The sequence below is a fragment of the Pseudomonadota bacterium genome, from assembly GCA_039033415.1.
Classification (GTDB): Bacteria; Pseudomonadota; Gammaproteobacteria; order Xanthomonadales; family SZUA-38; genus JANQOZ01.
The window spans coordinates 20,541-32,818 of record JBCCCR010000034.1 but is presented as its reverse complement, the minus strand read 5'-3'; the positions used below and the strand labels follow the sequence as shown (position 1 = coordinate 32,818).

Sequence of the window (12,278 nt, the reverse complement as noted above, 5' to 3'; positions counted from 1 at the left end):
ACGTTGTTGGAGTGATTTGCCAGACTGTGGGCAAACCAACGCTAAGGAGTGGTCATGGTGCGTCCGCCATCGATACCTGTTGTTGTTGTGGTCACGTTTCCGGTGTCGGGATCAATGCCGGAGGTGGCCCTCCGTGAACTTCTTGAGCAAACCGGTCCGCGCTATACCAACATCCCGGGACTGCGTCGTAAGTACTTTCTCTCCGGAGAAGACTCAGGCGGCGGTGTGTATGAGTGGGAGTCACGGGCGCTAGCCGAGCAGTTTTACGATCAGCCGTGGTTCGATCGGATGCGGGAACAGACCGGCGCCAAGCCGACGGTTCAGTTTTTCGACAGTCCGGCCATCGCGGACGGTGTCGCCCATGAGCTGGCGATTTACGTTGCTGACGGTTGATTGCGCCGGCTAAAGGCGATGCAGCCTGGTCTGCAAGCGACTAAAGCGTGTAGGTAATTCGTACGGTGTGCACCCGAAGTTGCGACTGCCAGTTGGTGCTCTGGATAACAATCGCGTAGTTGCGGTTTTGCGTGTCGATGGTGGCTTGCGAAATGCTGTTGTCCGTGACGCTTCGAACGTCGGTGCTGGCGCCGTTGCTGGCGATGGCGGCCATGGCTCCGAAATTCGCGGTGCTGTCCGGGCTGTAGTAAAAGAGCTGAAACAAGAGGTCCTCCGAGCTGTTGTCGCGGAACCAGAAAGTCACCTCAGTCACGAGCGCGCCGTGCGGCAAATTCACCGGAGCCCAAAGTTGCCGCAGGCCAGTGTCGGAGATCTGAACAAACTGCCCTGTTCGAAAGTAGGCAGTTGCTGAATCTCGCGGCGTAAACGCCGCTGGCGATAGCGAAAGAAACCGCGTTTGCGGTGCAACCGTCACCAGGTCGCCGTCGGGTTCAACGGCCACCGCCCGGTTGCTGCTGTCGCCGTGCGCCAGGTCGCGGGCCCGGATCTGGCCGGCAATGTCCACGGCAACGCCTGGATCGCTATTGCCCAGCCCGATGTTGCCGTCGCGAAGCGTCAGCTGATCGCCGTGGGTCTCCGAGCCGAGCAGCAGCCGCTCGACGCCTCCTTTAGTCCAGATCCGCGCCGTTCCGCGCTCGTCGCCGGCCAGCGTCGTGCCCATCGATAGGCCCACCTGTCCGTCGCCGAGATAGAAGTCGCCCCGGCCGTTGCCGACGCCCCAGAAGAACTGGTCGTCGGAACGGAGATCCAGCGACGCCAGCGGGCTGACCGTGTTGACGCCCACCAGACCGTCACCGGTGAGACTGAGGACGTCTCCGAAGTTGCGGTTAAAGAAGTTCATCCGGTCGTTTTCTGGCGTCCCGGTAATCTGCGCGGCAATGGTCCACATCACCGGATTGTCGAAGTCGGCAAAGCTGGCCGGCGCATTGTAAAAGCTCAGCCGCGCGAGTTGATTGGTACTGTCCTCGACTAGCGCCAGCTGAGGGTCGTCGAACGCGCTGGCGGAGCGCACCTGCATCGGAAACGGAGTCCCCGGCTCGATCCGGAGGCTGCGATCCGGCTCCAGGGCGTCATCCGAATTGGGCGTCCAGTAGCTGGGATTCACGTCGTCAGCCTCGCAAACCACACTGCCGTCAGCATTGATCTGGCGGATCGCGGACTCAGCGGCGCAGGCGCCCTGCAGCCGGCGCTGCACCTCGGATGAATCGATTTCGCCGACGCCTACCGCATTCGCCGCGATCTCGTTGCTAGTGATGGCGTCCATAGCCACCATTTCCGCATGCAGCGCGTAAGGGGTTGCGGTAACGGCCTGCCGCGGCGCCAGGCCTTGATAATCATCGACGCTAGCTCCCTCGCGAACGCCAATTTCCAGCCAGAGCTGGTCGCCGGCAAACGGCATCGCGCCAAAGTCCAGCGTGACGGTAAAAATCCCGTCGACCACCGCCACGTCCTCAACTATGATTGGCACGCCAACGGGCGCGCCGTTTTCCAGCGCGTCAAACAGCTCGAACTGCAGATCAAACACGCCCGTAGCCAGGCTGCCGGACCGACTGAGGCTGCCCTGGTAAGAAAAACTAGTGGTCAGGGGTTGCGCAGCCGCCAGAAGCGGCAGCAGCAAAAGAATGCTTATCCATCGGTTTCTCATGGCGGTTGTCCTCACGCGAGAGACGCCGTTTTGCTGATCGAGGCGCAGCCCCGGCGTCTTAAAGAGATGTACGCAAGAACTCACCAAAGGAGGCCAGCCAGCGCGTGTGGCGGTGCAACAGGCTAGCGGTTGGCGTGGGTTGCCGGTTCCGTGTTGGCGACAAACTCGGCTTCGTCATCTGCCGAGACGTTAGTCGGAAGAGGCTGCTGGCCAAGGAAAGCTTCGAGCACACGATTGGTTGCGCTGATGGCGTCAAACGGTGTGCCGTGGCGCGAGCCTTTGACCAGCAGAAACTCGGCGCCGATCTCTTCGGCGAACGCACGCTTTTCTTCGGCCGGCGTGTAGTCAAATTCTGCGGAAAGAAACAGCGTTGGCTTGTTAATCTGGTGAAGCCGATCGGCGGCGCACCAGTCCATCAGGGCCCGCAGCGTTGCCAGGTAGGGTGCCTTGGCGTTCTGCCCGACAACCTGTTCGACCCGACGGCGCATCGGCGCCTGAAACTCATGGGGAAAGATGCGTTTGGCGATGACCCGAGCGGTATGGGGTAAGCCCAGCCAGCGGACCAGATTCAGCTGCAGCTGAGCCTGCATCCACTTTCGCCAGTGATCGATGCGGTAGGTTGGCAGCGCATTGATCATCACCAGTCGATCTGCACGCTCGCCCTGCTGCAGCGCCATCTCCAGGGCCACCGCGCCGCCGAGAGAAAATCCCACCAAGTTGCATGACTGGAGACCAAGCTCATCGATCAGCTGCCACAAGTCCGCCGCAAGCTGGTGGACACTGTAGGGGCCAACGGGTTTGCCACTTAAGCCCGACCCGCGCAGGTCCGGGCAGATTAGCTGGTAGGACGAAGAGAGCCGCGCTACCTGGAATGCCCAGTCGGCGCCGCTCGATCCAAGGCCATGAACCAGGAGGGTGGGAGGTCCGGATCCCGTCACTTCATAGTGGAGATCGAAGTCCTCCAGGCTTAGCAGCGGCACGCCCACTCCTTCCGAGCCTGGAGGGCCAGCGGCTGAATTGCGACTCGATGGGACCTACTGAGGCTTTGCGGTTTAGGTTTCAGCGATCAGTTGTCCTGCATCGCGGCCAGGCATTCCACCTCTACCCTGGCATTCAGGGCCAGTCCGGAGGCCGCCAGCGCACTGCGAGCCGGAAAGCGCCCTTTGTCAAAGTAGCGGGCGTAGACCTGATTGAAATCCCCCCACTCGTCGATGTCAGCGAGAAACACGGTGCATTTGATGACGTCATCCATGGTCAGGTCGTGGCGCTCGAGCTTGTCCCGGATATTGTCCATCGTTTGTTTGGCCTCGCCCTGGATACCACCGGCGACAAGCTTGCCATCGGCGCCCGTGCCGATTTCCCCGGAAAGATACAGCACGCCGCCGTGGGCGACCGCTTCAGAGAACGGAAAATCGGGATATTGGGTGTTGGGGTACTTGACCGGAGTGTCCGCCAGCGCCGTTGCCGCCCAGAGCGCGGCCAGAGCCAGGAATCGCATCAAGAAGTTTGGGATGAGTGGTTTCATGGGTTGCGCCTCGAGGTCAGCACCGGTCTGACCCAGAGAATACTCGACGGCGGGGTAACTACGCCACGCGGGATCTGCTAACGTCCGCTCATCACGATTTGGGAGCCTGCCCAGTGCGATCACTTCTGCTAGTCCTTTTTGCCACGCTGTTGCTGGCCATCAGCTTCGAAACTTCGGCGGTTGCCAGCGCCGACACGCGTTTGCTTCGATCGCCAGCCCTTAGCGGCTACCAGCTGGCTTTTGTCTATGACAACGATATTTGGATTGCGCCTCGCGACGGCGGCGTCGCCAGACGGGTCACCACTGCTGAAGGCGGCGAGTCGCGCCCCGTGCTGTCCCCCGACGGTCGATGGCTGGCGTTCAGCGGGAACTATGACGGGAATACCGATGTGTACGTGATGCCTGCCGGCGGCGGCGTGGTGCAGCGACTCACGTGGCACCCTGGTCTCGATTTGACCCTCGGGTTTAGCGGTGACAGCAGCCGGGTGTTGTTTTCGAGTGCCCGGAGCGTCCATACGCGACGGCACCGTCACCTCTATACCGTGGCGGTCTCCGGTGGACCCGCGACGCGGTTGCCCGTTCCAACGGGATTCCTCGCGGCGCTGTCGCCCGACGGGTCGAAGATTGCCTACACCCCGCATCGCGCTGCCCACACGCAGTGGAAAAACTATCGCGGCGGTACGATCAGCCGAATCTGGATCATGGATCTTGACGATTATGAGGTTGTGGAAATCCCCAAACCTGAAGGTGGTTCGAACGACACCGATCCGATGTGGGTTGGCGACACCGTCTACTTTAATTCCGACCGGGCGGGGGAGTTCAATCTCTTTCGCTTTGCAGACGGTCAGGTAGAGCAGCTGACGGAGTTTGATGAGTTTCCGGTGTTGAACGCGCGGTCGGGCGACAACGCGATTGTGTTTGAACACGGAGGCCAGCTGAAGGTGCTCGAGGCGAAAGGCAACACCGTGAAGACCCTAAAGGTCGGCGCGGCGTCCGATCTGCGCGAGGCCCGACCGCGCTGGGCCAGCGGCAAAGAATGGGTTCGCGATGCGCACCTAGCGCCTGATGGTCAGCGGGTGGCGCTGGAGTATCGCGGCGAAATTGTCACCGTCCCGGCCAAGAAGGGTTTCCCTAAAGCCGTCACCGAGTCGCCCGGTGTTCACGACCGGAGTCCGGCCTGGTCTCCCGATGGCGCCAGCCTGGCCTGGTTTTCTGACCAGGGGGGTGAATATGGGCTGCACATCCAGTCGATGCCCGATGGCGAAACGCGTCGCATCGAACTCGACGGCGCCGGCTTCTATTTTGACCCGGTCTGGTCGCCGGACAGCCAGCAGCTTGCCTTTCGGGACAATGCGCTGGCCCTGCACCTGCTGGACGTTGCGAAGGGCACCGTGGTGAAGATAGGTCAGGAGCCGGTCTACAGCCCGGTGATCACACTCACCTACAGCTTCAGTCCGGACTCGCGGTGGCTTGCCTACACGCTCAACGATGCTGGCCTGACGCAGGTGGTGCACCTCTACGACGTTGCCAGCCAGGAGTCGCGGCGGGTGACCGACGGGATGGCAGAGGTCAGCTATCCGGTCTTCGATCCCAGCGGTGACCATCTCTATATGCTGGCCTCCACGCAGGCTGGACCGCTTAAGGACTGGTTTGCCCAGTCGAGCATCGACGTCACCATGAAACATCAGATCTACGTGGCGACCCTGGCGGCAGACGGTCCCAATCCGTTGCCTCCGGAGGACGACGAGGTCGCAATTCAGGAGAGTGCGCCCGAGGATGAGGCCTCGGAAGAAGGGGGCGACGACGAGGGCGAGAAGGCATCAGAAACCCGGGTGGATTTTGCTGGCCTGAATCATCGAATCCAGGTGGTGCCCGGTGAGGCAGCCACGCGGCATAGCCTGGCGGTCGGCAAAACCGGCACGCTTTACTGGATCGAAACGACCGGCAAGACCTCCTTTGAGGCGTTCAGCGGCGCCGGTGAACTCAAGCGGTTTTCGTTCGAAGATCGGGAAAGCAAAACCCTGGCGGCGGGCGTGGCGGCGTTTCAGCTCAGCGCCAACGGTGAAAAGCTGTTCTATCTGCAGCAGGGCCAGTGGTACGTGGTTGACGCGGGTGCTGAGCTTAAGCCCGGTGAGGGTCAGCTCGCGCTGGACAAGGTCAAGGTCCGGGTCGAGCCGCGCAAGGAATGGGCTCAGATCTTCGACGAGGCCTGGCGCATCAATCGAGATTATTTCTACGCCGACAACTACCACGGCGCAGACTGGGAGGCGGTCCGCGAACGCTACCAGCCGATGGTCGCCCATGTCGCGACTCGCGATGACCTGCTGCGGATTATGCGCTGGATGGCCAGTGAGCTGGCGGTCGGGCACAGCTATTCGACCGACGGGGACAGCATCGAAGATCCTGACAACGTCTCGGTGGGGCTGCTGGGCGCTGACTACAAGATCGAGAACAACCTCTATCGCTTTGCGCGAATCTACGGCGGGTTGAACTGGAGTCCGGAGCTCAAAGCGCCCCTGGCCGAGGCCGGCGTCCAGGTGAATGTCGGCGACTATCTACTGGCGGTTGATGGGCAGGCGGTCACGGCAAGCCAAAGTCTGTTTCGGTACTTCGAGCAGAAAGTCGGTCAGCCGGTAACGCTGACGGTGGCCGAATCGCCGGGTGCGGAGACCCGGCAGGTTGAGGTGACCCCGATCGCCAACGAGGCCGCCTTGCGCAATCGTCACTGGGTCGAGGACAACATGCGCAAAGTTCACGAGGCCACCGACGGCCAGATCGGCTACGTGCACGTCCCCAACACCGCCGGCGCGGGGCATGAATACTTCAAGCGCTATTTTTATCCCCAGTCCCACAAGGCCGGGATGATTATCGACGAACGCTACAACGGCGGCGGACTGTTCGCGGATTACTACATCGACATCCTGAGCCGCCCGTTCGCCGCCTGGTGGGCGATGCGCTACGGCGATGATCTGGTGAGTCCGCGAGGCGCCGTTTACGGCCCTAAGGTCATGATCGCTGACGAAAATGCCGGATCAGGTGGCGATCTTCTGCCCTGGATGTTCAAGAAGTATGAGCTGGGGCCTGTGGTAGGCACACGGACGTGGGGCGGCCTGGTTGGGATCCTCGGTTTTCCTCCGCTGATGGACGGCGGCGGCATCACCGCGCCCAACCTGGCGATCTGGAACGAAGACGGCTGGATTGTCGAAAACGTGGGCGTCGCTCCCGATGTTGAGGTCGTTCAGTGGCCGAGCGAAATCAACGCCGGTCGGGATCCGCAGCTGGAAAAAGCGATCGAGCTGGCGCTGGCGGGGCTAAAAGACCGTGCCTACACTAAGCCGACTCGTCCGCCTTTTCCCACCCGCGCCGCTCGCAACTAGGCAGCATATCGGGCCGCTCGGAGCTAGGTTCAGTTGCGCTTTATTAACCTGCTCGCTGAGATCGGATATTCACCGTAAGTGGTGAATCGTTGCGCCAACTGTGGTTCTACGCTGGCGGGCCCGTTTTGTCACGAGTGCGGTGAGCGCGTGCTGGTCGGAAAAGACTGGTCCGTTTCGCGACTGCTTTTGGATGCTTTTGGCCAGCTGGCTGATATTGACTCGAGACTGTTGCGGTCGCTTCGATGGTTGGCGCTGCGCCCCGGCGGACTCGCGAGCGAACATTTTGCAGGGCGCCGGGTGCCCTATCTGCGGCCACTGCAGCTTTTTCTCCTGGCGAACGTCGTCTATTTTTTTGTTCAGTCCTGGGCGCTGTTTTCCGGCTACAACACACCGCTCGCATCCCAGATGAGCCAACAAATCTACAGCGACTATATCCCGGCGGAGGCGTGGGTGGCGGCTAAGTCGTCGGCGCTGAACCTTGGATATGCAGACTTTGAGCAGGTGTTCAACGTTCGGTCAGACGTCTTGGCGCGAACCTTGGTTTTCCTGATGGTGCCAGCCTTGGCGCTCTTCCTGTCGATGATCCTGTTCCGCCGGCCGAACCGCATGGTCGAACACAGCGTGATCGCCATTCACTACTACGCCTTTGAGCTGCTGATCATCTTTAGCCTTTTTGCCTCGGTCTGGCCGCACCTGGTCTTTGCGGTGTTCACCCCGGACACGTTGGCCTCCTACCGGTCGGTGGCCTGGGTCGTTCTGGAACTTGGAGTCGAGCCAATCAAAGGCGTGTACTGGTATTTCACGCTACGCGGATTCTACGGCCTTGAGCGGCTACCGGCGCTTGCCCTTACCGTGATTGTGTTGGCAGGCTTGCTGCTGATTACATTTGGCTACCGACTGGCGCTCCTGCTGGCTACGCTTTGGAGCCTCTAGGCGTCGCCGCCGCCCTCGCAGCATGCCGAATGCGCGACGCTAAGAGCCCATGTCTGACGATTCATCTAGCAGGTGAATGATGCAGCGTTCGTCAGCCAGCGCGGCACCAGCTTCTCCGCTCAGCCGGAAGTCGCTGTGGTCGTAGGCTTTCATCGTCTCGCGATTGCGCTGGCTGAGCTCGCGACGTTTGAGTGCGGCAAAGAAGCGCCGAACGTCGTCGGTTGTTTCGAGAATCAGCGGTGGCACCTGGACTTTTCCGCCGGTCTCGGAGCGCGCCACCATGGTGAAGTAGCTCGTATTGGTGTGGTTGACGACGCGCGACTGAACGTTTTCGGAAGTCACCCGCATGCCCACAACCAGCGAGCTGTTCCCCACATAGTTCACCGACGCTTGAAACGATACCAGCTCCCCGACCTCAACCGGCTTGAGAAAGTGCACGGTGTCGACGGAGACGGTGACACAATACGTCCCCGCATGACGGCTGGCGCAGGCGTAGGCCACCTTGTCCATCAGCGACAAGAGGTGTCCGCCGTGAATTTTACCGCCGAAGTTGGCGTAGGCCGGGATCATCAGTTCCGTCATGGTGGTGCGGGAGAAGCTGACCGATTGTCCGTCCATCAATGAACCCTATGGTGATCGTTGTGCTTGCGCGCCGACTAAGGTGGCGACTGGGTGGGCTGCGGTGGCAGCAGGCGTTTTGGGGCGGCTTTGCCGATGTACTCAGGGACCTCATTCACCGGATGGATGGTGACCGAGATCTTGCCGGCCCCGGACCTTAGGTGCCGGATGGACTGGTAGTCGTCTGAGAACCAGAAACCTCGAGCGGCCTCGACGCAGGGGAAGTTGGCCCCAATGATGAACTGGTTGTCCGGCCACTGGCCCTCAAAAGTCTCGCTGGGTCGGGTGGAAAATTCGTAATAGCCCTGCTGCTCCGGGTAGGTGTTCAGCTTGCGCAGGGCCACGCCGTACTCCTTCAGCGCATCACGGCTCTCGAGCTGGCCGATGACCAGCATCAGCACCGGCTCATCGCAGGCCGTGGCCTGCCCCTCGGCGCTCGCCCATGCGCAGGCCAAGATGCACGCCACACCCCCAGCGGCGCACAGCAATCTGCCGAGGTCACGTGAGTACTTAGTGGTCCTCGCTGCTGCTCGCATCGCCATGCTCCTCAATATATTGCTTAAAGACGGTCCAGGACGTCTCGTTGGGGCGATCGTCGTCGAGCGGTGGCGGATTCCAGTATTCCGGGAAACGCTGGTCGAGGATCTTGACCAGGCGCTCGGGCAGCAGCTCGCGATCAAACGTGTTGAAGCCGGTCGCATTAAAAATCATCCAGCCCGGCCGGTCGCCCATCTTGAGCCAGGGCAGCCACTTGGCGACCCGTACCCATCCGAGATGCGATTGACCAATCGAGGGCTCGCTGCTGTCGAGCAACTTCTTGGTGTCGTAGAAGCTGTCGAAAATCTCCATCGCGTGGTAAGTGCCGCCAACATAGGGCTGATAGTCACCGCCCAGAGGGTTGGTATAGAACAGCGGGATTTCGGAGGATCGCGCGGTGATGTCGCCATAGCGACGCAGGGGCATGGACAGGTTGGAGCTGCCGTCAGCCTCCTGCTCGTATCTCGGCTCCCGCATGTTCACCGGGTCGTTGGCGACATGGAGCACCTTGATCGTCTCGCCGGTCCACGGATTTTCCCAGCTGTCGATGAGCTCTCCCGTCTCTGGATCAAGGTAGACCATGATCTCTCGAGAAACGCTCCGGAAGGAGCGGCCCCGCTTCGGATCTTCGCTGACCCTGCAGTGACGAACGTTCACCCCAAGGAGGTCAAACATATGGCGATCCTTTTCGCCGGGAATGCGGCTGTAGGCCCGTCCTTCAAAAACGCCATAGCGGATCACGCCGGCCTCGACCGTGCCGCACGTCGTTTTCTGCATAGCGACAAACGCGTCGCTGCCGGTCAGGGTCAGTTTTTCGGCGGCGGCGCTAAAGGAGCCGGCGAGCAGCAGGGCAAAAAGCGTTTTTCGAATCATGAGCACGGCCTCAAGAAATGGTGATCAGCGCACACCATACTCGGGAAACTCGACGTCGCAAAACGAACTCGTGGGACTACTGGTTGTTTTAATTGTCGTCGTAAGGGCGACAAAATGTCAGTTATCTGTATTATTGTTATCTATTGAAGGATAGTCGAAAATAGCTCCCATCAATTAGCGACGAATTTGAAGGAGCACATCATGCTTGCAATTCGACCGGCAAACGAACGCGGCGTCGCTAACTTTGGCTGGCTGGACAGCCGGCACACCTTTTCCTTTGGCCATTATTACGACCCACAATTTATGGGTTTTGGGCCGCTGCGGGTGATCAACGAAGATCAGGTGCAGCCTGGTAAGGGGTTCGATACTCACGGCCACAGCGACATGGAAATTATTTCCTACGTGCTGGACGGTGCGCTGGAGCACAAGGACAGCCTCGGCACCGGATCGGTGATCCGCCCGGGTGACGTGCAGCGCATGACTGCGGGCACCGGCGTGCGGCACAGCGAATACAACGCTTCCGACGTTGACCCGGTGCACTTCCTGCAAATCTGGATCATGCCGGAAAAGAAGGGGCTGGAGCCCAGCTACGAGCAAAAGGCCTTCACCCATGCCGAAAAGCGCGGCAAGCTGCGTCTCGTCGGTTCCCGCGACGGCCGGGACGGTTCGGTCACGATCCATCAGGACGTGGACCTCTACGCCTCACTGCTCGATGCGGGTGATCAGGTGGAGTTTGAGCTGGCAGCGCAGCGAAACGGCTGGCTCCAGGTCGCGCGCGGCTCGGTCAGGCTGAACGGAAAAACCCTGAAGGCTGGAGACGGTGTCGCGATGACCGGCGCGGATCGCCATGAGATCGAGGGCGTCAGTGACGCCGAGGTACTGCTCTTCGATATGGGGCGCTAACGCCGCGTTGTCTGGCCGCTACGAAACCGTAGCGGCCGGCTTTTCTCGCGGATAAACAAACAACAACAGCGCCATCGAGAGAACGTTGAAAAACGCCGGCAGCAGCGCGAAACCGAGCGTGATGCCGGACAGCGCGTCTTTGCTTTGCGTCGGCTGTCCCGCGGCGAATCCCGTGAACTCAAGCACCAGGCCCACCAGCAGCGTGCCGCCCAGGGCAAAACCGACTTTGTCGATGATGGTAAACAACGCTGAGAAGAACCCCGCGCGCGATTCACCGCTGATCTCGCGGTCGTGCTCGATGACGTCGGACAGCAAGGAAAAAGCGGTGGTAAAGCACGCCGACTGAAACGTTCCCATAATGACCCCGCCCACGTAGACCCACAGGCTGTTGCCAGCCGGCGCAAACGCGATCAGGCACAGGGAAAACGTATAGCCCAGCAAACCCAGCAGATAGACTGCGCGTCGCCCGATCTTGCGGGACACAGCCACCCAGATCGGCTGCATGGCCATGGCCATCACGCTGGTCAGCAGCACCATAATCCCGATGGTCTCCAGGGGATTCGGGAACTCGAGGTTGAAGCTGAAGAGATAGGCCAAAGTCGCGTAGGCCATGCCCATGGCACACAGCTGACAAAGGAACGCGCCCAGCAACCCCAGCGCAGCACGGTTCGCCGCCAGCGCACGCCAGCGACCCATCGCCTTTCCAGTGGCCTGTGCGGCCGCCTGAGGAATCGCTCGGGCGGCATCGCGAATATCGATATGCCGACTGCCCCACCAGGCGATCAGTAGCGTCACCAGGCAGATTGCGCCAAGAATCCAAGCCATCAGGCTGTAGCCTGACGCACCGCCGCCGAAGCGCTCAACCAGGATAGGGGCAACGGATGCCGCGACCAGCAGGCCAACGGCCGCCATGGCGGTTCGCCAGGCCATGGCGGCAGTGCGGCGCCCGGGGTCTGCGGAGATCTGGGTGCCCAGCGCGAGATGAGGCACGGAAAACAGCGAGAAAACGATCATGTACGCTGACAGCACGAGGGACACCTGCAGCGCACGCATCATCTCGGTACCGTCCCCCGGCGCTTGGAACAGCAGCACCAGAAGTGGCGGCGAAATCACGGCGCCCAGCAGCAGCAGATGCGCCCGCCGATTGGTTTCTTTTAGGCGGTCACTGAACCACCCGGCACCGAGATCGGCCAGTACGGCGACAATCAGCTTCGGGACAAAGATGGCGCCGCCGGCCAGCCCGGGGCTGATGCCGAGCACCTGGGTCATGTAAAAGAGCAGCAGCAGCGACGGCACGTCCCGGTAGATCTGCACGGCGATCTGGCCAGCGGACCAGGCGATCGTCCGGCCCCGCAGGCCCTGATCCTTGGCGATGATGACTTCGGACAACGGTGGACTCCCCTTTGACTAATTG

11 protein-coding genes are annotated in these 12,278 nt (G+C 61.0%); 4 read left to right on the top strand and 7 right to left on the bottom strand.

What is annotated here, in order from left to right:
- The first annotated feature begins 54 nt into the window (after positions 1 to 54).
- Complete coding sequence (locus AAF358_22730; GenBank protein ID MEM7708387.1) at positions 55 to 393, top strand: monooxygenase; 339 nt, start codon at positions 55 to 57, stop codon at positions 391 to 393.
- A gap of 40 nt (positions 394 to 433) precedes the next feature.
- On the opposite strand, the gene AAF358_22725 is transcribed toward AAF358_22730, so the two are convergent.
- From AAF358_22725 to AAF358_22715, 3 genes are all read right to left on the bottom strand, one after another.
- Positions 434 to 2,098, bottom strand: a complete 1,665-nt coding sequence (locus AAF358_22725; GenBank protein ID MEM7708386.1) for a hypothetical protein — start codon at positions 2,096 to 2,098, stop codon at positions 434 to 436.
- A 122-nt stretch (positions 2,099 to 2,220) separates the two neighbouring features.
- Positions 2,221 to 3,078, bottom strand: coding sequence for an alpha/beta hydrolase (locus tag AAF358_22720; protein MEM7708385.1), 858 nt, complete (start codon positions 3,076 to 3,078; stop codon positions 2,221 to 2,223).
- A gap of 86 nt (positions 3,079 to 3,164) precedes the next feature.
- On the bottom strand, positions 3,165 to 3,623 hold the full coding sequence (locus AAF358_22715; protein ID MEM7708384.1) for a RidA family protein: 459 nt from the start codon (positions 3,621 to 3,623) through the stop codon (positions 3,165 to 3,167).
- 113 nt (positions 3,624 to 3,736) lie between these two features.
- On the opposite strand from AAF358_22715, the gene AAF358_22710 reads away from it, so the two are divergent.
- Complete coding sequence (locus AAF358_22710) at positions 3,737 to 7,000, top strand: PDZ domain-containing protein (GenBank protein MEM7708383.1); 3,264 nt, start codon at positions 3,737 to 3,739, stop codon at positions 6,998 to 7,000.
- A gap of 78 nt (positions 7,001 to 7,078) precedes the next feature.
- On the top strand, positions 7,079 to 7,933 hold the full coding sequence (locus AAF358_22705; GenBank protein MEM7708382.1) for a DUF3667 domain-containing protein: 855 nt from the start codon (positions 7,079 to 7,081) through the stop codon (positions 7,931 to 7,933).
- Between the two features lie 39 nt (positions 7,934 to 7,972).
- Here the strand turns inward: AAF358_22705 and AAF358_22700 are convergent, their stop codons facing one another.
- The 3 genes from AAF358_22700 to AAF358_22690 are packed head-to-tail and all read right to left on the bottom strand — an operon-like array spanning position 7,973 to position 9,961.
- On the bottom strand, positions 7,973 to 8,551 hold the full coding sequence (locus AAF358_22700; protein ID MEM7708381.1) for an acyl-CoA thioesterase: 579 nt from the start codon (positions 8,549 to 8,551) through the stop codon (positions 7,973 to 7,975).
- Between the two features lie 38 nt (positions 8,552 to 8,589).
- Positions 8,590 to 9,006, bottom strand: coding sequence for a DUF1330 domain-containing protein (locus tag AAF358_22695; GenBank protein MEM7708380.1), 417 nt, complete (start codon positions 9,004 to 9,006; stop codon positions 8,590 to 8,592).
- Between the two features lie 55 nt (positions 9,007 to 9,061).
- Positions 9,062 to 9,961 (bottom strand): DUF1838 family protein, encoded by a 900-nt coding sequence (locus tag AAF358_22690; protein MEM7708379.1) that lies wholly within the window; start codon positions 9,959 to 9,961, stop codon positions 9,062 to 9,064.
- 201 nt (positions 9,962 to 10,162) lie between these two features.
- Here AAF358_22690 and AAF358_22685 point away from each other — a divergent pair, with 201 nt between their 5' ends.
- Positions 10,163 to 10,864 (top strand): pirin family protein, encoded by a 702-nt coding sequence (locus tag AAF358_22685; protein ID MEM7708378.1) that lies wholly within the window; start codon positions 10,163 to 10,165, stop codon positions 10,862 to 10,864.
- An 18-nt stretch (positions 10,865 to 10,882) separates the two neighbouring features.
- Here AAF358_22685 and AAF358_22680 read toward each other — a convergent pair whose 3' ends face one another.
- Positions 10,883 to 12,253 carry an MFS transporter gene (locus AAF358_22680; GenBank protein MEM7708377.1) on the bottom strand — a complete coding sequence of 457 codons (1,371 nt, stop codon included), beginning with the start codon at positions 12,251 to 12,253 and terminating at the stop codon, positions 10,883 to 10,885.
- Positions 12,254 to 12,278: the final 25 nt, after the last annotated feature.

Bases quoted from the DNA above. Each gene is read 5' to 3' on its own strand.
- AAF358_22730 (MEM7708387.1), top strand. From the start codon at position 55: ATGGTGCGTCCGCCATCGATACCTGTTGTTGTTGTGGTCACGTTTCCG.
- AAF358_22725 (MEM7708386.1), bottom strand. From the start codon at position 2,098: ATGAGAAACCGATGGATAAGCATTCTTTTGCTGCTGCCGCTTCTGGCG.
- AAF358_22715 (MEM7708384.1), bottom strand. From the start codon at position 3,623: ATGAAACCACTCATCCCAAACTTCTTGATGCGATTCCTGGCTCTGGCC.
- AAF358_22700 (MEM7708381.1), bottom strand. From the start codon at position 8,551: ATGGACGGACAATCGGTCAGCTTCTCCCGCACCACCATGACGGAACTG.
- AAF358_22690 (MEM7708379.1), bottom strand. From the start codon at position 9,961: ATGATTCGAAAAACGCTTTTTGCCCTGCTGCTCGCCGGCTCCTTTAGC.
- AAF358_22685 (MEM7708378.1), top strand. From the start codon at position 10,163: ATGCTTGCAATTCGACCGGCAAACGAACGCGGCGTCGCTAACTTTGGC.